Consider the following 18,939-nt stretch of genomic DNA (forward strand, 5'->3'; position numbering starts at 1 on the left):
ATACGAATAAAAGGGGCAATTATTCTTTTGGTTAAAATTAAATTTGATACTCTTTGACGCAAATAAACGTGCACTTTTATTTTTGTCAGTTCCCTAAACAGCATTACCTGTTCTAGGTTCTATGGGTATAATCTCAGCTCGTTATTTGGAGCACCCCTTTGAGACGGGGCAAAGATATGATTCTTTAGTTTAAAGTTCCAAGTTTCAAGTTTAAAAGTTTGTTTTTTTTCGGTTTTGTTTTAAAACGCTCATTACTTTTTTTGCATTTAGCCGTTTTTCTTTTGCTGCTCTTGTAACTTTTGTTGCTTTTCTTTCTTTTGGGATTATTAAAGCATTTTCTAACAACTTAAAACATTTTTTGATAACTTTCTCTTTGTTTTTAAGTTGACTTCGGTCTTCTTCGCTGGTTAAAATTAGGATGCCGTCTTGGGTTAATTTGGTTGCTATTTTGGTTCGTAACAATGTTTTTTCATCATCCGTTAAGCCTTTGGAATTTAACAAATCAAAAGATAAAACCACTTTAGAAGATACTTTGTTTACGTTTTGTCCGCCAGCGCCACTGCTTCTTACGGCTTTAAATGAAAATTCGGATGCGATGATTGATTTATCCATTGTCGGGTTGGTGTGCTGGTTTTAGTAAATCGTTGACCGTTTTTACTGGATTAAAAGTTTCTAGCGGAACTTCAACAAAAATGGTAGTCCATTTTGCCATGGCGCCGTTCCATAATCCCGGAAGTTCAAAGGCTTTTATGGGTTTTCCGTTTTTGGTTTTTTCGGTTATAAAAGCAGTTTTTGGGTCAACAAATTGAGTTAAATCAAATTTTTCGCCTTTGAAGTTTTTAACGCCACAAACAATATCAACTGGATTAAAATGTGTAGCTTCTCTAGCAATATTCTTTTGTGTTTTATTACTGAAATCAATTTGTGATGATTCTACAATTTGCAAGGTTTGTCTTCCTTTTTCGTCTTGAACCCAAAATGGTCCGCCACCTGGTTCGCCTTCGTTTTTAACCATTCCACAAACACGAATAGGACGATTCAATACTTTTATTAAATACTCAATTTTATACTCATGTTGAAAAAACTGAAATTCTTCTGGTAAAGGAAATGAAGCTTTTTCTTCTGCAAAAGTTTTAATTTCGTTCAATTGCTTTTCATCAACTTTTCCAGAAGTTAATAGTTTTAAATAGTTGAAAATTTGATGTTGCACATGCATCAAAACGCCACCCAACACTTTTTTGTAAGTAGTAATTATTACTTTGTGATTTTGGGCAACATTATCAATGTTTTTAATAAAAATTAAGTCCGATTGCAAGGCGTTTAAGTTTTCAATTAAAGCACCATGACCGCCTGGGCGAAAGAAAATTTCACCAGTTTCTAATCGGAATGGTAAATTATCTTCATTTACCGCTAAAGTATCGGAAGTTTGATTTTGGTAAGAAAAACTTACTTCAAAATCAGGAAATTGATGGGTTATTTTTTCAAAATCTGATTGAAACTCTTTATTAATCGTAAAATGAATTTTTGTTTTTATATTTGGTTTTGCCATGAATGCAGCTTCCATCAGATTTTCTTCTGTTGGTGTGGCAATGTGTTTTTCTTTGGTATGAAAAGGCAGAATTCCTTTTGGTTTTTGGGCAAAATTCAAGCCTTCGGAATGCAATAAAGTTTGAATTAGCACATATTGCTTTCTATCATTGGAAAACGAATAAAAATCGGGATATAATTCGATGGTTTTGGACTTCAAAGTTTCATAAAATGGGAAGTTTTTCAATCCAAAAACAAAAATAGATAAATCCTTAGCGTTTTTTTTGTTCAAATAGGTGTTGATGGTTTCTGTTTCCAAATCAAATTCGTTAATGAACTCAATTAAAAACTGAAACATTCGAGTTGCTGCACCCGAAGCTGGGACAAATTTTTCTAAGGAATAGTTGCTCTTGTGTTTGTCGAAATAGTTGGCCAGCGATTGAATTTCTTCCTCAGAAAATTTCCAAATGCCATCGCCAACAGTAGCGGATTTCACCAAATTAATTTTTGGAATTCCCGTTTTGAAAAAATACAATTGTTGCTCGATTTTTTCTAACGAATTCCCTCTGTTTTTGATAAAATCTATATCGGTTTGTGTAAAAGTTTTTTCCATTCTAAATAGCCTAAAATAGCAAGTATTGTAAAAATTGAAAATTGCAAACTTGAAAAGGTTAATCCTTTGTGGAAATATAGTGGTACTGAAATTACATCAGCTACAATCCATAAAATCCAGTTTTCAACTTTTCTTTTCGCCATGAGCCACATTCCTACGAAAAATAATCCTGTAGTGAGTGCATCTACATAAGCAGTCCAATCCGTAAATTTATTAAAAAAAAGATAAACAAACACTACAAAAAGTAGGGTTACAACAAAAATTAGCAATGAAATGGTAAAATCTTTTTTAGTCATCATCGAAATTGGAAATTCATCGGCTCCATTTTTGGTTCTACTCCATAAATACCAACCCAAAATACTCATTATGGAATAGTAAATATTGATGATTAAATCGCCATATAATTGAAATTCCAATAAAATATAAACGAAAATCAGCGTGCTAACTAATCCTGTAGGATAAACCAAAATGTTATTCTTTTTGGCAAACAAAACACTTATAATTCCAAAACCAACGGCAATTAATTCCAATACAATCAAATAATTGGGATAATCTTTATACTGAGAAAATAGGAATTCTATCATAATTCGAAGAAATTGGGATTGTTTTCAAAAGCGGTTCCAATGACAACCAAATCCGCTCCCGCTTGATAAATTTCTTGAATTGTTTTCATAGAACGAATACCTCCGCCCACAATCAAAGGGATTTGAATGTTTTGCGAAACAAAACGAATCATTTCTAAAGAAACATGTTGGTTGGCACCGCTTCCGGCTTCTAAATAAATTAGTTTTTTACCTAAAAACTCTCCAGCTTTAGCCGTTTTATAAGCTAATTCGATATTGTTTTGTTCTATCGGTTGGGTTTGACTTACGCGTTGCACAGCGGTTTCTTTTCCACCATCGATAAGCAAATAACCTGTTGGAATAATTTCTAAATTTGACTTTTCTAAAGCTTCCACCGAGTTGATATGGTGTTCAATCAAATACTCAGGATTTCGACCCGAAAGTAAACTCAAAAATAAAATACCATCAGCTTCGTTGGAAATTTGGGAAGGATGACCAGGGAAAATCAAAACGGGTAATTGTGTTTCTTTTTTTAAAACAGCAATCAATTGATTGAGATGTGTTCCACTAAAAGTACTTCCACCTACAAGAATATGTGTTGCTGGTGCAGCTTTAATTTTTTCAGACAAAACCAAAACGTTTTCTATCGCAACTTTTTCGGGGTCGATTAGAATGGCTAATAGTTTTTGATTAGTAGCTTTTGAAATTAAAATTTGCTGATACAGGTTTGTCATATTTCTTACAGAGACGTAAAGTCGCAGTTTTTATTGGTTTGGAAAAGCGCACACAAAGATATAATCTTCTACTTTAAAAAATTGGATATTGAATTTTTCTATCGTGTTATTAAAATGCAATTCAGCCATACATTGACCATCTTTCAAATCAAACGGATTTTCAAAAATATGCTCTGGAAAGCTGATTCCCGTTTCGTTTTTGATTTTAAAAATGGATTCTTTTACCCCCCAAATTACGGTTGCTTTTTCTATTTTATCTGTTTCAGAAAGATTTTCAAGATGTTTTACATCCATATATCTACAGGCTATTCTTAACGTTTTTTCTTTGAGTTTTTCCATGTCAATTCCCATGGGTTCATCGCTTATGCAAATGCATGAAAATTCGTGTGAGTGCGAAATGGAAATATATTTTTGGTTGGGTAATGGGTAATGAATGTTAGGTGATGGGTGATGGGTGATGGGTGATGGGTTTGCTTCCACCATTAAATGTGGTTTTCCAGTTTCGTCATAAACTAAATTATAATCCGTATAGCCCAAATGTTGCAAAAGCATGCGAACGGCTAAAAAACCTTTTTGGTGGCTTTCCGATTTCATGTTTTCATACCTAAAAAGTGAGGTGTCTTTCATTGAAACCGCTCGAAATAAAGAGGTTACATCTTCTGTTATTTTCCAAAAATAAGCAGTGGTGTGTTCGTTCAGTGTTATAGCTTTATAATAAGGCATTTAATATAGATTTGAATTTCAACGCATTAGGATATTAAACATTTCACAAAATCTTACAATTCATTTAGAAAATAAAAACTTATGTTGTAACTTTGCCGACTCAAAATTAAAATAAATATATAAAAATAATGAGTACAAAAACAATTCCATATGTACCATACAAAGTTAAAGATATTTCTTTAGCAGCATGGGGAAGAAAAGAAATTGAGTTAGCAGAAGCTGAAATGCCAGGTTTAATGGCGTTAAGAGCAGAATATGGCGCAAGCCAACCTTTAAAAGGTGCTCGTATTGCAGGATGTTTACACATGACCATTCAAACAGCGGTGTTAATTGAAACTTTAGTTGCTCTTGGTGCTGATGTTACTTGGTCTTCTTGTAATATTTTCTCCACTCAAGATCATGCTGCTGCTGCTATTGCTGCTGCTGGAATTCCAGTTTATGCTTGGAAAGGAATGAATGAGGAAGAATTTGATTGGTGTATTGAGCAAACGTTATTCTTTGGGGAAAATCGTCAACCATTAAACATGATTTTAGATGATGGTGGTGATTTAACCAATATGGTTTTCGATAGATACACTGAATTAGTTGATGGAATCAAAGGTTTGTCAGAAGAAACTACAACTGGAGTGCACCGTTTATACGAAAGAATGAAAGCAGGAACGTTATACATGCCAGCTATCAACGTAAACGATTCAGTTACTAAATCTAAATTTGATAACAAATACGGATGTAAAGAATCAGCTGTTGATGCGGTTCGTCGTGCAACGGACATTATGTTAGCAGGAAAAAGAGTTATCGTTTGTGGATATGGAGACGTAGGAAAAGGAACAGCAGCTTCTTTCCGTGGTGCTGGTTCTATTGTAACAGTTACTGAAATTGATCCAATTTGTGCTTTACAAGCAGCTATGGACGGTTTTGAAGTAAAAAAATTAGACACAGTTATAAAAACTGCTGATATTATTATTACAACAACAGGAAATAAAGACATTGTTCTAGGTTCACACTTTGAGCAAATGAAAGATAAAACTATTGTTTGTAACATTGGTCACTTCGATAATGAAATCGATATGGCTTGGTTAAACAAGAACCATGGAGCTTCTAAAGTAGAAATTAAGCCTCAAGTAGATAAATATACAATTGCTGGAAAAGATATTATCATTTTAGCAGAAGGACGTTTAGTGAATTTAGGTTGTGCTACAGGTCATCCAAGTTTTGTAATGTCAAATTCATTTACTAACCAAACGTTAGCTCAAATTGAATTATGGACAAACAGAGCTGCATATAAAAATGAAGTTTATATGTTGCCAAAACATTTAGATGAAAAAGTGGCGATGTTACACTTAGCTAAATTAGGTGTAGAATTGGAAACATTACGTCCAGATCAAGCCGCTTATATTGGTGTTGAAGTTCAAGGACCATTCAAGCCAGAATATTATAGATACTAGTATTAAGACGAAAGTATTAAGTATTAAGACCATAAAAACCCTTGCAATCTAATTGTAAGGGTTTTCTTTTTTTGGGCATTACCCAAGGGTCGGGCTATCCGCTCTATCTTTTATTCCGCTTTAGGCTCCATAAAAGGATGCCGCTCTTATCCCTAATGCGAAAATAGTTTTCAGTTGGTAACGTGTTTATTTTCAATAAAATAACAACAAATTGAAACATTTTACGTTAAATGACTACTAATAAGTAACATCGCAAATTTAAAAACCGTATTATGTTGAAAAACTTTTTCATTTTGTGTTCTGGAGCGGATAAAAATTTGATTGCTTCCTGTTCCAATGGTGAGCAAAACAAATACGCTGGAATTGGAGCCACCGTTTTCTTTACAGCTGTTATGGCTTTTATTGCTAGTTCGTATGCTTTGTTTACGGTTTTTGACAATGCCTTAATTTCAATGGCTTTCGGGTTAGTTTGGGGTTTGCTTATTTTTAATTTGGATCGATTCATTGTTTCAACTATCAAAAAAAGAGAGCGTTTTTTAGACGAATTCATTCAAGCCACACCACGAATTGTTTTGGCAATTATTATTGCTATCGTAATTTCAAAACCATTGGAAATTAAAATTTTCGAAAAAGAAATCAATACGGTTTTACTGAAAGAGAAGAACAAAATGCTATTGGCGAACAAAAAAGAAGTGACCAGTTATTTCCAATCGGATTTAGATAAAAACCAATCGCAAATAGATAGTTTGAAATCGGATATTTTGAAAAAAGAGAAAGAAGTAAATGATTTGTATTCGGTTTACATTACCGAAGCCGAAGGAACAGCTGGAACTAAAAAATTAGGCAAAGGGCCAGTTTATAAAGAAAAACGCGAAAAACATGATGCGGCTTTACAAGATTTAGCCGCGTTAAAAACAACCAATCAAGCAAAGATTACTGATTTAGAAGCACAAGCCAAAACCTTACAAGCCGATTTGGATAAAAAAGTCACCGAAACCCAACCTATTATTGAAGGTTTCGACGGTTTAATGGCTCGAATTAATGCATTGAATCAATTGCCATTATTGCCTTCGTTATTTATTATGTTACTGTTTTTAGCTATTGAAACTTCGCCTATAATTGCTAAACTGCTATCACCAAAAGGCGAATACGATTTCAAGCAAGAAGATAATGAATTAGGGTTACAAAATATTTTGGCTCAAAACCGCTACCAAAGCGAATTGCAAAAACAAACCGATGCCGAAATTTACGATAAAGTCTATGCTGATATAAAAGAAGATAAAGAATTGTACAACTACAAAAAGAAAAGTGCATTGGAATTGCTAAAACTTCAAGCGGATGGTTTTGTTGAGAAGCAGAAAAAATCGATGTAAATTAGGTAGAACTAATCTCTTGTTGCAATTTTTTAGTCAAACTTTTGAAAACTAAATCATACGAATGATTGATTAATTCGCACATCATTTTATCCGAAACATCGCCGTGAAAACGAATGGTATTCCAGTGAACTTTGCTCATGTGATACCCTGGTTCAACTGCTTCAAATTCAGCTCGAAGTTCCAAAGCACGTTCAGGATCACATTTTAAATTTAACGATGGTGTTCCTTTTTCCCATTCGGATAATGAAGTTAAACAAAACATTTTTCCGCCAACTTTAAACACCAAAGTATCTTCATCAAAAGGAAAATGTTCGGTGACGCCTTTTTTGGATTGGCAGAATTCGTAGAGTTGTTGGATGTCCATTTTAGTTGCTATTTTTCAATTTTATACAAAACTGGTTTCGATGGCGAAGCATCATTTTCAAATGAAGCGAATTGCAAATTCAAAATATAACTTCCATCTTGGATTTCTTCGTTTACAAAAATCATCTCCGTAATTGTACAATTAAAGCGAGCATCTTCATTTACTTGATTCACATCTTTTACATTCCAAAAGGCTTTGTGTGCTAGCAATTTTCCTTCATCATGTTCTTTGTCTACACTTGGTAAATCGATTAATAAATGTTGGATTCCTTTTTCTCTGATGAAGATGGCAGCTGCTTCTTCCAAATAAGTTGGATTGGTATTGGAATAATTCAGATGCTTTTTGCTTTCTGTATTTGGTAATGTTCTGATGATAATAGCTTCAATTGAACCGTTTTTTGTCTTATCGAGCGCGGTCGAGATATGCTCTTTCGTAATAACTAAATCTTCTCCAATCTTTTTTGGTTCCACCGAAATCAACTCCGCAGTAAAGAAAAACTGTTTCAAACATTGGTTTATAGAGTAAAAATCTCGAGTAATATGTCCCAAACATTCCGTGTGCGTGCCATGAGCATGCGGATTGAAGAAAATATTATTAAAATTCGTTGATGATTTTCCTTCCGAAACTTTCCCAATCCAATCGCCCATTTTTACAGGTTCAATTTCGGGTGCATTTTGATACCACGCAATCGGATTTTGTTCGTTATTGGTTAATGGAATGGAAATATCAATAGGTTTTGATAAGTTGATTTGGAAGTTGTTGATTGTTGCTTTCATATTTTTAACCGCAAAGAGCGCAAGGGTTTCACTAAGTTCACAAAGCTTTGTGTTTCGTTGTGCCTTCTTTGTGTTCTTAGTGGTTAATATTTACTTCAAATTTAGCAAAAAGTTAATTAAAATTCTATTTTTAACCACAAAGGTCACAAGGTTTTTCACTAAGTTCACAAAGCTTTGTGTTTCGTTGTGCCTTCTCTGTGTGCTTCGTGGTTAAGAATTACTCCAAATTCAATTAAAACAAATTAGATGTAATTAAACATTTATGAAATTTATCTCAATTGCTTGTTTATAAACAAACTAATAACTAATTTTATAAGGTTTTAAAATTAAAAAGACGCTGAAAATGAAAAAATATCTTGTAATCACATTGCTTTTTTCAAATGTTTATTTGTTTGCTCAAATGAAAACGGTTATGCAACAAACCTTTCAACAGCCAATTAATTTAAATGTGAATTTTAATAATAATAAACCAACTTTTGTTTTAAATCAGTTGCAGTTTCGCACGGATTATGATTTTTCTATTTACAACCGAACCACTCAATTAAATGACAATTTTTCTTATTACAATGGAAAATTAGAATATAAAAATTCAATTATAATTCCTGAAAATTTAATATACAATAACAAAATGGATTCTTTCAATCCTAACGGTGTTTCTGATTTTAAAGGAGCGCTGTTGACAGGTTTTTTAAACTTAACCTTGAGTTTATTTCAATCGGAATAAATAATTATAAATTCAACAGAAACAAATCACTAGCAATTCCATCACTTAAAAACTTTCCTTTTTTGGTGGTTCGCAAAATATTATCATCAACAAACAACAAATGGTCTTCGATGAATTTTGCTGCTTGTTGATTTAAATAATCCAAATAGGTTTTCCCAAATTCTTCCTCAATTCTATCGAAAGAAACGCCCCAAATTGTGCGTAAACCCGTCATAATATATTCGTTATAACGGTCGGTTTTGGTTAAGGTTTCCATTTCAATTGGTAATTTATTTTCTTGAATCGATTTGATGTATAACGAATTATTAGAAATATTCCAACCCCGATTTTTTCCATCGTAACTGTGTGCTGACGGACCAATTCCAATGTATTTTTTCCCTAACCAATAACTCGAATTGTTTTTGGAAAAATAATTTTCTTTACCAAAATTGGATAATTCGTAATGAATGAATCCGTTTTCTGAAAGTTTATCGACCAAAATTTGAAAATGCTCTTGAGCTACTTCATCATCAGGTTGCGGAATAATCCCCTTTTGAATGAACGAATGCAAAGCAGTTTTAGGTTCAACCGTTAAAGCATAACTCGAAATATGAGGTACACCAAAAGACAAAGCCATTTCAATATTTTGCAACCATTTTTCGTTACTCATTTCGGGAATTCCATAAATTAAATCGATGGAAATATTGTCGAAATACTGAGTTGCCGTTTCCAAACACTTTTTAGCTTCTTCCGAATTATGTGCGCGATTCATCATCTTTAAATCATCTTCAAAAAACGATTGAATTCCTATAGACAATCGGTTGACTTTGTTTTTTGAGAGTTCGATTATTTGCTCTTCGGATAAATCATCAGGATTGGCTTCTACTGTAATTTCTGGATTTTCAACTACTTTGTAATTTTTATAAACCGAATCAATCAAAAATCGTAAATCTTCAACCGACAAAATCGAAGGAGTTCCTCCACCAAAATAAATCGTTTCAATTTCCATGTCATTTCGAGCGAAGTCGAGAATCTCACTTTTACGCATTTCAATTTCTTTCGCTAAAGCTAAAACCATTTCCCCTTTCTTCTTTAAATTAGTAGAAAAATGAAAGTCGCAATAGTGACACGCTTGCTTGCAAAAAGGGATATGGATGTAGATACCTGACATTTTATAAGTATTCAGTCGCAGTCGCAGTTTGCAGCACTGAGACTGAAAACTGAGACTGAAACTATTTTTTAACTCTCGATTCATTCTGTTTCACAAAAGCATCCCAACCTGAATAGCTTTTCCCTATTTCGACTCTTCCTGAATTGAAAAAATGACAAACAGCTGCTGCCAAACCATCTGTTGAGTCGAGATTTTTTGGTAATTCTTTTAAACCTAATAATTGTTGGAGCATTTTAGCTACTTGTTCTTTGCTGGCGTTTCCGTTTCCGGTGATGGCCATTTTAATTTTTTTTGGTTCGTATTCTGTTATGGGAATTTGGCGCGATAATCCTGCTGCCATCGCAACGCCTTGCGCTCTTCCTAATTTTAACATCGATTGCACATTTTTCCCAAAGAAAGGCGCTTCAATTGCAATTTCATCAGGATGATGGGTTTCAATAAGTTCAATTGTGCGTTCAAAAATGACTTTCAATTTGGTATAATGGTCGTCGTATTTGGACAAAATGAGTTCGTTCAACTGTAGAAATTCCATTTTCTTGTTGACTACTTTGATTAATCCAAAACCCATTATGGTAGTTCCAGGATCGATTCCTAATATGATGCGTTCGTTTGCCAATTATTTTGTTTCAAGTTTCAAGTTTCAAGTGCAAAGTTTTTGTTACTTTGTAACCATGATTGCAATTCCTCACAAAGCTAAGCAATTCCTTTTAGTTCTCGTCAAACTTTTGATAGTGAGCGGTGCTTTGTATTATATTGTAAACCAATTACAAGGTGAAAAAGCTATCGATTGGCGTTTGATTTCGGACTATTTTTCGATTAAAAGTTTGTTTTTTCTTTTGCTATTATCGGTTTTGAATTGGGTTTTCGAAATTTTAAAATGGCAGCATTTGGTTAGTAGTTTTGCGAAAATTTCTTTTTTAGAGTCGGCAAAACAGAGTTTAGGCTCGTTAACAGCATCGATTTTTACACCGAATAGAATTGGAGAATACGGAGCAAAAGCTTTATATTTTAATAAGAAGAGAGTAAGAAAAATTATTTTCCTGAATTTCATTGGCAATAGCTCCCAAATGTTGGTCACTACTTTTTTTGGAGTTCTCGGATTTGTAATCAGTAGTATTGTAGTTTCAGAATCATTGGTTTGGATAAATTTCAAATTCTCAATGTTGCATTTGTTACTTTTAGCATTGTTTCTTTTTGTTGTTTTTCTAATTTTTAGGTTTCGAAACATTACGATTTACGGTTTGTCCTTGCAAAAAATAAGTGATGCTTTCAAAAAGTTATCCGTTGGATTTCATGTTACAACTTTACAACTTTCAATTCTTCGCTATTTGATTTTCGCACACCAATTCTACTTTTTATTACTTATTTTCGATTGTGAAATTTCGTATTCATTGGCATTAGCAACCATTTTTTTAATGTATTTTTTAGCATCGATTATTCCGAGTATTCATTTGATGGATGTGGCGATAAAAGGAAGTGTAGCATTGTTTTTATTTGGAAAATTAGGCATTTCAGAATGGAAAATCATTACAATTACGTCTGTAATGTGGTTGTTTAATTTAGTAATTCCAGTGGTTATTGGAAGTTTGTTTGTGATGAAGTATCAATCCAATACTAAAGAATAAACGGTATGTTGGAACTAATTTTAAGCCTCGTTTTTCTTCTTTATTTCCTATTTATTGGGCAATTGATTTATGGTTTTCAACGAATGAAACCTTTTTCTAAAAAAGAGTTTGTACCAAAAACAGCCTTTACGATTGTAGTTCCGTTCCGAAATGAAAAAGAAAATCTTCCGAATTTATTGCATTCGATTTCATTGTTGCATTATCCGAAGGAATTGGTTGAGGTGATTTTGGTGGATGATGACTCTGAGGAGAGATTCCAAATTCCAAATTCCAAATTCCAAATTTTCCAAATCAAGAACATTCGTAAATCAAATTCACCAAAAAAAGATGCGATTGAAGCGGCGATACAAGTTGCTAAAAACGATTGGATAATTACTACTGATGCGGATTGTTTGGTTCAGAAAGATTGGTTGACGATTTATGATCAATATATTCAGGAAAATGAAGTTGAAATGATAGCTTCTGGTGTTTGTTATCTTCCAAAAAATGGCTTTTTATCCGCTTTTCAGAATTTAGATTTTTTGAGTTTACAAGGCGCTACTATTGGAAGTTTTGGCATTGGGAAACCTTTTATGTGTAATGGTGCTAATTTTGCTTATTCCAAGGCTTTTTTTAATGAGTTAAACGGTTTTCAAGGAAATGAAACCATTGCAAGTGGTGATGATGTTTTTTTATTGCAAAAGGCAGTTTCCGTTGCGCCAAAGAAAGTCGGATTTCTATTGGCTAAAGAAAGTATTGTGGCTACAAAACCAGTTGCAACTTGGAGTGAATTGTTTCAGCAACGCGTTCGCTGGGCATCGAAGAGTTCGGGATATTCTTCGGTTTATGGAAAGTTATTGGCTTTGGTAGTTTTTGTTGGGAATTTGACTTGGATTTTAAGTTTTTTACTCTGGTTAATTGGAATTTTAGACCAAAATGTATTCATGCTTTTTGTCGCATTGAAATTTCTAATCGATTTTATTTTACTTTACAAAACGGCAAATTTTTTCCAATCGAAATTGCAATACGTGTTGGCTAGTAGTTTGTTGTATCCGTTTTTTAGTGTTTCGGTAGCGGTGTATTCTTTGTTTAGGAAATACAATTGGAAAGGAAGAAATTTTAGAAAATAAATTTTATTTTTACCACAAAGAGCACAAAGAAGGCACAGAGTTCACAAAGCTTTTTAATGAAAAAGTTTGAGAAGTCAGAATATCCGAAAATCAGAAAATCCATCATCCATTTTCTCACTCTTCCACTTTAATAATCACCGGTAAAACAAACTGCGATTTCACTTTAATTCCTCGTTTGATAGCGGGTTCAATTTTTGGAAAATCAGCCAAACGATTTTGAAGAATACTATCGATTACTTCAATATCGTAAGAAACCGTTTCTTCAGGTTTTAGCGTTTCAAATGCTACAGTTGCATCAGGTTGAATGGTAACTTTTACGCTTATGGTATCAATTTCTGGATACAAAATATGTAAAGTATCAATGCTGATTCGTTGTTGAATGAGTTGTGTTAAATAATCAAAAAAGCATTGTTTTTGGACTTCTTTATCATTGATTGATTCGCAACTAGCAACTGTTGGATACGCATCGACTTCCTTCCAATTGATTTTTTGTAATTCTTGTTGTAGTAGTTCCTGCTCGTCGGGCACTTTTTTATCGAAAAGCTGACAAGAAGATAAAAAGACAAGACAAAAAATAATTAGAAAGTTCTTCATTAATCTGTTAACTTTGTTGGAATAGATTGTCAAAAGTAAGAATATTTATGGAATACTTTTTATTGCTAGCGGGTTTCTTTTGTATGTTGTTTGGTATAGTGGGAAGTTTGTTGCCTGCATTGCCTGGCTTGCCTGTGAGTTGGTTGGGATTATTATTGTTGTATTTTATACCGGAAATTCCAGTGAATTATTGGGTTTTGGGTGTTACCTTGCTAGTTGTAGTAGTGATTTCAATTTTAGATTATATCATCCCTGGAAAAGGAACGAAATATTTTGGAGGCAGTAAATACGGTGTTTGGGGAACCAATATTGGATTGGTAATTGGGTTGTTTTTTCCGCCCTTAGGTTTTGTTATTGGTCCGTTTTTAGGAGCATTTTTAGGAGAATTAATTTATGCCAATGATGGAAACCGTGCTTTAAAAGCAGCTTTTGGTTCGTTTTTGGGACTTTTGGCTTCTACTTTTATAAAAGTTGTAGTGAGTTTAGTTTTGTTGTTTGTTTTCTTTTTTGTGTTTTTTGCTAATTGGGAAGTATGGTTTTAAGGTATTTAATTTTTTAACGAATGAGTTCAAAATATAGTTTTTTGATTGTAGCTTTATTGGTAAGTTTTCGTTTTATTGGTCAAAATGATTTAACCAATAAAATAGAAAACCTTATTTCTGTTTCGCAATATGATTCTGCTTATGTTGTTACCCAAAAGGCAATTAAAAATTCAAAAACGAATTCTGAAGAAAGAGCAGATTATTATATAAAATATGCCAGAATTTTAAAATCGCTTTATAAAACAGATAGTTGTTTTTATTATTTAGATAGAGCAGAGAGCTTTTACAAAGAAAAACAAGATAAAAGTAAACAGTTTTATATTCTAACTATTAAAGCAGAAGTTTCACGTGCATTAGTAAAGCGAAATATGGCAAATAATTACATTTATGAGGCTGAAAAATTATTGTCTGAAAACAAAGAATTAGCTTATAAATACTATTATTATAATCGTCGCATTGCTTTATTAGCAGAGTATTACAATAATGTTCCAGATTCTGTAGCTAAAATAAAAGAGATCGGGCGACTCATTCTAGACAATCAAAATGAAATTGAAGATAAATCTTTAATAGCATATACTTTAAATGAAATAGGTTACTTAGATTTTCATAGAAATCCTAGTAATGCTAAAAAGTATTTTTTAAAAGCACATGAAATTGCAGAACAAAATAATTCAGTTTTAGCTTACATTGATGTGTCAATTAATTTAGGGAGATATTATCATCACAAAGAAAGTAACTTTAAAAAAGCTATTTATTACCATAAATTAGGATTAGAAAGAGCAAAAGAAATCAATAATCTTTTTCAAATTCAACAATGTTACAACGAGATTAAAATCTGTTATATATTGCAAGAAGATTATCAAAATGCATTTTTTTACAGAGATTCATTGGCTAATGTTGACCTAATGATTGAAGGGTATGCAAATTCTAAAAAATATCAACTTTTAGAAAATAAATTTATTATTGAAGGGAAAGAAAAAGAGCTTAAAGAGTATAAAAAAAATATTTATTTATTGATTATTGTATTGATTTCGCTTTTTACAGGGATTTTTATAATGTACTTTTACAATAAAAAAATTAAGTTCAAAAACAAAGAGCTGACAAAACTATATGATGAAAATAAATTTTTAGTTAGCGAAACCAACCATCGAGTAAACAATAATCTACAAGTGATTAGTTTATTAATTAATGAGCTAATCTCTAAATTTAAGAAGAAGAAACATCAAAAAGAATTAGAAAGTCTTTTAATAAAAGTGGACACAATAGCTACATTGCACAGGTATTTATACCAAACAAAAAATAACGACCTGATTAATCTAAACGAATACCTTACAGAATTAAGTTTAAATTTCACTGACAGTTTTAATAAAAAAAATATTTTTTCCGAGTTTAAACTAGCAAACATTATTTTACCAGCTGAAAAAGCAATGTTTTTAGGACTTTTAACTACAGAACTTATTATAAATTCATTGAAGCATGCTTTTAAAGATGGCCAAACTAAAGAAATTTCATTAAAAATTGAGTTGCAAGAAGATACTATTTTATATCTTTTTTCTGATAATGGAGAAAATAGTAAAGGAAAAGAAATTGAGCCCAAATTAGTTTCTCAAATTTGTTTACAATTAGAATCTAAATGTGAAATTACTACATTAAATGGATTCAACTTTAAATTGATTTTAAAAAAATAACTTTCATATGCCAAAGATTTTAATTGTAGAAGATCAAGTCTTAATTGCTCATTTTTTAAGAGATACTTTGTTGAAAGAAGGTTTTTCAAATATTGAAATTGCTTTTAAAATTAATCAAGCAATTGAATTAGTGACTAATTTTGAACCAGAAATTATTTTGTTAGACATCAATGTTGAAGGTAAAGATTCCGGAATTATTTGGGCAGAAAATTATGCAATAAATAAAAAAATTATTTTTGTTACGGCTCAAACTGAGCGAGAAACCATGCAAAAAGCATTAAAAGTGCAACCTGTTGGATATTTAACCAAACCCATCAAAAAAATTGAACTAATTGCGGCAATAGAATTGGCAAAGAATAATTTAAAGAAGGAATATATCAAGGTAAAAGATGGCTACGAAGAAATAAAGCTCTATTACAAAGACATATTATTTGCAAAAAGCGAGAGAAATTATATCGATATTCAAACGGTTTCAAAGAAAATAACTTTAAGAAATACATTGGATAACATACAAATGGAATTAGATTCAGACACCTTCTGTAGAGTGCATCGATCGTATATTGTTAACAAAGAGAAAATTTCAAGAAAAACATCTAATAGTCTTCATATTGATAATTACGAAATTCCTATTTCAAGAAATTTAGATTTAAGTATTTGATTTTCGTATACAAACTTTTGCAGTTTGTCCCAAATTAAAATTTCACAGCACTTTTACTAATACTTTTGTTTCATAAACTATAAAACAATTATTATGAAACAAAAGTATTTTTATTCAATTTTATTACTTCTTTTAAGTTTCTTTGGCTTTAGCCAAACTCTAGACCAAAATGGAAATGGAAGTTTTGCTGCAGATTTGCTTGTTTTTGGCAACAACGATGGACAATCTTTTCAAGCTGGAATTACCGGAAATTTAGCAACAATTACTTTTAATGTTAATAACACCCCATCTCCTACTTTACCTGGTAATTTTACTGTTACCATTTATAACGGCGATGGATTTGGTGGATCGGTATTAGGTTCTACAAATTTAAATGTTACTGGTTCAACAGGAGGTAGTGTTACGGTTAATTTCCCATCTTCAATTCCATTAATCTCAGGTAATACTTATACTTTTGGGTTCCAAAGCTCTGATGGAGCAAGAATGAATTTATTTACAAATAATAATGGTTACTTAAATGGTTCTGCTTATTCTAATGGTAGTTCATTGCCAACAAGAGATTTATACTTTAGCACTTTTATGTTTCCTCAAGCCACTCACTTAAATTTTGATGGATCGAATGACTTTGTAAATTTAGGAACATCATTATCAATGGCTTTAAATGGGACAACAGCTTTAACCTTAGAAGCATGGATTAATCCATCAGCTCTAAATGGTTGGAACAATATTATTACTGATTATGATGGGGCGTATCACAAGTTCTTGTTTCGTGTAAGAAATAATAACAATATTCAATTTTGGGTAAATAACACGGCATTAAATTCTTCATTTTCAGTTCCTTTAAATACTTGGACACATGTAGCAGCTGTATATGATGGGGCAAATATGTATGTTTATGCAAATGGAAATCTAATTGCTTCACAAGCATCTTCTGTAAGTATTCCCTCTGGTTCACAACAAATAAATATTGGATCAAGAATTGGTTCAAATACAGAAAATTTCACTGGTGATATAGACGAAGTAAGAGTTTGGAATGTAGCTAGAACGCCAGAACAAATTAATGGTTCAATGGATTGTGAATTACAAGGTTCTGAAACAGGGTTGCTAGCTTATTATAAATTCAATCAAGGTATTGATGCAGTAAATAATTCAGCTGAAACAACGTTAACAGCTACAACTGGACCTATCGGGACCTTAACAGGATTTGCTTTGAATGGTTCAACTTCAAATTGGTTGGATGGTTCACCTGTAACAACCGGTTCGGTAGTGCCAGGAAACCCATCAGTGACTACTCCAGTTACCTATAATCAAGGTGATACAGCTTCCTCGTTAACCGCTACAACAGGAACTAATGGAACTGGATTACTATGGTATACTGCTGCAACCGGAGGAACTGGATCTACAACTGATCCAACGCCATCTACTGCAACTGCTGGCTCAACTTCTTATTGGGTAGCAAGCACAAATGCGAACGGATGTGAAAGTGAAAGAGTAGAAATTGTAGTTAATGTAAATGCTTATGCTACTCATTTAAATTTTGATGGTACTAATGATTTTGTTCTTTCAGCAAATGCAATCACAAATAATACTCAAAATCAAACGTACCAAGCTTGGTTCAGAATTCCTTCAATTCCTGTGAATTCTGATGTAATTCTTCAAAGGGGTAATGATGGTTCTGGTGGATGGTCAGTACAAATGGGTGTCAATGCTACTGGAAGATTAAGTGCAGGTATCAGTGCTTCTCCAGATACATATTTAACAGGAACAACTGTATTAACACCAAATACTTGGTATCATGCAACATTTGTGTTTGAGAACAATAACTCTTTACGTTTATACCTAGATGGAAATTTAGAGGCTTCTGTTGCTATTGGCAATAGAACATTAAGAAATTCAGATAATAGGTTGAGAGTTGGGTCTGGTAATATTGCATCAGAATTCTTTAATGGAGATATTGATGAAGTTAGAGTTTGGAATGTTGCTTTGTCTGTAACTGATATCTTAGCAACTAAGGATTGTGAGTTAGATAATACACAAACTAATGTTGTCGTTTATTATAAATTTAACCAAGGATTTGATCTTGTTAATAATACAGCAATTACTACTGTAACAGATGATTCTGGAAACGGAAATAATGGAACATTAACTAATTTTGGATTAACAGGCGCCACTTCAAACTGGGCTTCAGGTTCTGCGGTTACAACAGGAAACACTTGTCCGTTAGTTTTAAGTTCGGATAATTTTGCACAAAACAGCTTAATGGTATATCCAAATCCAACAAAAGGTTTTATAAACATTCAAACTTTAGAAACGGTTTCTGTTGAGGTGCATGATATGATTGGTAAATTAATCTTGTCTAAGCAAATTGAAAATGAATTCCAAAACTTAGATTTGACGAATTTTCCAACAGGTATCTATTTACTGAAAGCTACAAATACTAACGGTTTCACTCAAACACATAAAATTATTAAAGAATAATGCAATTTTGGAAAAAATATAAATTAGAAATTCTATTAGTTATATTTTACCTACTACTCATTGTTTTAGGAATACAAATTGTGTTGATGTAAGTTTAAGTTTTTTTCAAACCCCTAAATAGATTTTATTTAGGGGTTTTTATTTTCAAAAACTTCAATAACAAAAAGCCCAAAAGTTTATCAACTCTTGGGCTTTGCTTTTTTAAGCAGTTCCTTAAATGGAACCGTTTATTTTAAAATGGTTGCGGATG

19 protein-coding genes are annotated in these 18,939 nt (G+C 32.4%); 9 read left to right on the top strand and 10 right to left on the bottom strand.

Going from position 1 to position 18,939, the window contains the following annotated elements:
- Positions 1 to 210: 210 nt before the first annotated feature.
- Genes arfB through DPN68_RS01625 form a run of 5 tightly spaced genes read right to left on the bottom strand, consistent with a single transcriptional unit; the run spans position 211 to position 4,160 of the window.
- Positions 211 to 612, bottom strand: a complete 402-nt coding sequence (arfB, locus tag DPN68_RS01605; protein WP_113987828.1) for an alternative ribosome rescue aminoacyl-tRNA hydrolase ArfB — start codon at positions 610 to 612, stop codon at positions 211 to 213.
- A complete protein-coding gene (locus tag DPN68_RS01610) occupies positions 605 to 2,140 on the bottom strand; it encodes a DUF4301 family protein (RefSeq protein WP_113987829.1) in 1,536 nt (511 codons plus the stop codon). The genes arfB and DPN68_RS01610 overlap by 8 nt, the downstream gene beginning before the upstream one ends.
- Positions 2,110 to 2,724: a nicotinamide riboside transporter PnuC gene (gene pnuC / locus DPN68_RS01615; RefSeq protein ID WP_113987830.1), complete on the bottom strand. Its 615-nt coding sequence runs from the start codon at positions 2,722 to 2,724 to the stop codon at positions 2,110 to 2,112. The genes DPN68_RS01610 and pnuC overlap by 31 nt, the downstream gene beginning before the upstream one ends.
- Positions 2,721 to 3,437 carry a geranylgeranylglyceryl/heptaprenylglyceryl phosphate synthase gene (locus DPN68_RS01620; RefSeq protein ID WP_113987831.1) on the bottom strand — a complete coding sequence of 239 codons (717 nt, stop codon included), beginning with the start codon at positions 3,435 to 3,437 and terminating at the stop codon, positions 2,721 to 2,723. The genes pnuC and DPN68_RS01620 overlap by 4 nt, the downstream gene beginning before the upstream one ends.
- Positions 3,438 to 3,467: 30 nt before the next feature.
- The gene (locus tag DPN68_RS01625; protein ID WP_113987832.1) at positions 3,468 to 4,160 is read right to left on the bottom strand and encodes a 4'-phosphopantetheinyl transferase family protein; all 693 of its coding nucleotides are present in this window, start codon (positions 4,158 to 4,160) and stop codon (positions 3,468 to 3,470) included.
- Positions 4,161 to 4,288: 128 nt separating this feature from the next.
- On the opposite strand from DPN68_RS01625, the gene ahcY reads away from it, so the two are divergent.
- Positions 4,289 to 5,605, top strand: a complete 1,317-nt coding sequence (ahcY, locus tag DPN68_RS01630; protein ID WP_113987833.1) for an adenosylhomocysteinase — start codon at positions 4,289 to 4,291, stop codon at positions 5,603 to 5,605.
- 272 nt (positions 5,606 to 5,877) lie between these two features.
- Positions 5,878 to 6,978, top strand: coding sequence for a DUF4407 domain-containing protein (locus tag DPN68_RS01635; protein ID WP_113987834.1), 1,101 nt, complete (start codon positions 5,878 to 5,880; stop codon positions 6,976 to 6,978).
- Between the two features lies 1 nt (position 6,979).
- Here the strand turns inward: DPN68_RS01635 and DPN68_RS01640 are convergent, their stop codons facing one another.
- Positions 6,980 to 7,345 carry an MmcQ/YjbR family DNA-binding protein gene (locus DPN68_RS01640; RefSeq protein WP_113987835.1) on the bottom strand — a complete coding sequence of 122 codons (366 nt, stop codon included), beginning with the start codon at positions 7,343 to 7,345 and terminating at the stop codon, positions 6,980 to 6,982.
- A gap of 8 nt (positions 7,346 to 7,353) precedes the next feature.
- Entirely contained in the window at positions 7,354 to 8,121 is a 768-nt protein-coding gene (locus DPN68_RS01645) for a cyclase family protein (protein ID WP_113987836.1), read from the bottom strand.
- Positions 8,122 to 8,464: 343 nt separating this feature from the next.
- On the opposite strand from DPN68_RS01645, the gene DPN68_RS01650 reads away from it, so the two are divergent.
- Entirely contained in the window at positions 8,465 to 8,845 is a 381-nt protein-coding gene (locus DPN68_RS01650; protein ID WP_113987837.1) for a hypothetical protein, read from the top strand.
- Between the two features lie 4 nt (positions 8,846 to 8,849).
- Here the strand turns inward: DPN68_RS01650 and hemW are convergent, their stop codons facing one another.
- Both hemW and ruvC read right to left on the bottom strand, forming a co-directional pair.
- Positions 8,850 to 9,995, bottom strand: coding sequence for a radical SAM family heme chaperone HemW (gene hemW, locus DPN68_RS01655; protein WP_113987838.1), 1,146 nt, complete (start codon positions 9,993 to 9,995; stop codon positions 8,850 to 8,852).
- Positions 9,996 to 10,056: 61 nt separating this feature from the next.
- Positions 10,057 to 10,611 carry a crossover junction endodeoxyribonuclease RuvC gene (ruvC, locus tag DPN68_RS01660; RefSeq protein ID WP_113987868.1) on the bottom strand — a complete coding sequence of 185 codons (555 nt, stop codon included), beginning with the start codon at positions 10,609 to 10,611 and terminating at the stop codon, positions 10,057 to 10,059.
- Between ruvC and DPN68_RS01665 the strand changes: the two genes are divergently transcribed.
- Entirely contained in the window at positions 10,499 to 11,620 is a 1,122-nt protein-coding gene (locus tag DPN68_RS01665; RefSeq protein ID WP_113987839.1) for a lysylphosphatidylglycerol synthase domain-containing protein, read from the top strand. The two genes, ruvC and DPN68_RS01665, sit on opposite strands and share 113 nt — an antisense overlap.
- 83 nt (positions 11,621 to 11,703) lie before the next feature.
- Entirely contained in the window at positions 11,704 to 12,729 is a 1,026-nt protein-coding gene (locus tag DPN68_RS01670; protein WP_317047758.1) for a glycosyltransferase family 2 protein, read from the top strand.
- Positions 12,730 to 12,843: 114 nt separating this feature from the next.
- On the opposite strand, the gene DPN68_RS01675 is transcribed toward DPN68_RS01670, so the two are convergent.
- Positions 12,844 to 13,323: a hypothetical protein gene (locus DPN68_RS01675; protein WP_113987841.1), complete on the bottom strand. Its 480-nt coding sequence runs from the start codon at positions 13,321 to 13,323 to the stop codon at positions 12,844 to 12,846.
- A 47-nt stretch (positions 13,324 to 13,370) separates the two neighbouring features.
- Here DPN68_RS01675 and DPN68_RS01680 point away from each other — a divergent pair, with 47 nt between their 5' ends.
- The 4 genes from DPN68_RS01680 (at position 13,371) to DPN68_RS01695 (ending at position 18,689) form a co-directional block, all read left to right on the top strand.
- Positions 13,371 to 13,865, top strand: a complete 495-nt coding sequence (locus tag DPN68_RS01680) for a DUF456 domain-containing protein (RefSeq protein ID WP_113987842.1) — start codon at positions 13,371 to 13,373, stop codon at positions 13,863 to 13,865.
- 20 nt (positions 13,866 to 13,885) lie between these two features.
- On the top strand, positions 13,886 to 15,553 hold the full coding sequence (locus DPN68_RS01685; RefSeq protein ID WP_113987843.1) for a sensor histidine kinase: 1,668 nt from the start codon (positions 13,886 to 13,888) through the stop codon (positions 15,551 to 15,553).
- 7 nt (positions 15,554 to 15,560) lie between these two features.
- Complete coding sequence (locus DPN68_RS01690; protein ID WP_113987844.1) at positions 15,561 to 16,211, top strand: LytR/AlgR family response regulator transcription factor; 651 nt, start codon at positions 15,561 to 15,563, stop codon at positions 16,209 to 16,211.
- 93 nt (positions 16,212 to 16,304) lie between these two features.
- A complete protein-coding gene (locus DPN68_RS01695; protein ID WP_113987845.1) occupies positions 16,305 to 18,689 on the top strand; it encodes a LamG-like jellyroll fold domain-containing protein in 2,385 nt (794 codons plus the stop codon).
- Positions 18,690 to 18,939: the final 250 nt, after the last annotated feature.

The organism is Flavobacterium tibetense (assembly GCF_003293845.1).
Classification (GTDB): Bacteria; Bacteroidota; Bacteroidia; order Flavobacteriales; family Flavobacteriaceae; genus Flavobacterium; species Flavobacterium tibetense.

What these genes read in the sequence shown, in the direction of transcription:
- DPN68_RS01665 (WP_113987839.1), top strand. Translation starts at nt 10,499, where the DNA reads ATGAGTTCGTTCAACTGTAGAAATTCCATTTTCTTGTTGACTACTTTG.
- DPN68_RS01610 (WP_113987829.1), bottom strand. Translation starts at nt 2,140, where the DNA reads ATGGAAAAAACTTTTACACAAACCGATATAGATTTTATCAAAAACAGA.
- DPN68_RS01635 (WP_113987834.1), top strand. Translation starts at nt 5,878, where the DNA reads ATGTTGAAAAACTTTTTCATTTTGTGTTCTGGAGCGGATAAAAATTTG.
- DPN68_RS01650 (WP_113987837.1), top strand. Translation starts at nt 8,465, where the DNA reads ATGAAAAAATATCTTGTAATCACATTGCTTTTTTCAAATGTTTATTTG.
- DPN68_RS01695 (WP_113987845.1), top strand. Translation starts at nt 16,305, where the DNA reads ATGAAACAAAAGTATTTTTATTCAATTTTATTACTTCTTTTAAGTTTC.
- DPN68_RS01645 (WP_113987836.1), bottom strand. Translation starts at nt 8,121, where the DNA reads ATGAAAGCAACAATCAACAACTTCCAAATCAACTTATCAAAACCTATT.
- DPN68_RS01675 (WP_113987841.1), bottom strand. Translation starts at nt 13,323, where the DNA reads ATGAAGAACTTTCTAATTATTTTTTGTCTTGTCTTTTTATCTTCTTGT.
- DPN68_RS01620 (WP_113987831.1), bottom strand. Translation starts at nt 3,437, where the DNA reads ATGACAAACCTGTATCAGCAAATTTTAATTTCAAAAGCTACTAATCAA.
- DPN68_RS01670 (WP_317047758.1), top strand. Translation starts at nt 11,704, where the DNA reads ATGAAACCTTTTTCTAAAAAAGAGTTTGTACCAAAAACAGCCTTTACG.
- hemW (WP_113987838.1), bottom strand. Translation starts at nt 9,995, where the DNA reads ATGTCAGGTATCTACATCCATATCCCTTTTTGCAAGCAAGCGTGTCAC.
- arfB (WP_113987828.1), bottom strand. Translation starts at nt 612, where the DNA reads ATGGATAAATCAATCATCGCATCCGAATTTTCATTTAAAGCCGTAAGA.
- ahcY (WP_113987833.1), top strand. Translation starts at nt 4,289, where the DNA reads ATGAGTACAAAAACAATTCCATATGTACCATACAAAGTTAAAGATATT.
- pnuC (WP_113987830.1), bottom strand. Translation starts at nt 2,724, where the DNA reads ATGATAGAATTCCTATTTTCTCAGTATAAAGATTATCCCAATTATTTG.
- DPN68_RS01690 (WP_113987844.1), top strand. Translation starts at nt 15,561, where the DNA reads ATGCCAAAGATTTTAATTGTAGAAGATCAAGTCTTAATTGCTCATTTT.
- DPN68_RS01680 (WP_113987842.1), top strand. Translation starts at nt 13,371, where the DNA reads ATGGAATACTTTTTATTGCTAGCGGGTTTCTTTTGTATGTTGTTTGGT.
- DPN68_RS01640 (WP_113987835.1), bottom strand. Translation starts at nt 7,345, where the DNA reads ATGGACATCCAACAACTCTACGAATTCTGCCAATCCAAAAAAGGCGTC.
- DPN68_RS01625 (WP_113987832.1), bottom strand. Translation starts at nt 4,160, where the DNA reads ATGCCTTATTATAAAGCTATAACACTGAACGAACACACCACTGCTTAT.
- DPN68_RS01685 (WP_113987843.1), top strand. Translation starts at nt 13,886, where the DNA reads ATGAGTTCAAAATATAGTTTTTTGATTGTAGCTTTATTGGTAAGTTTT.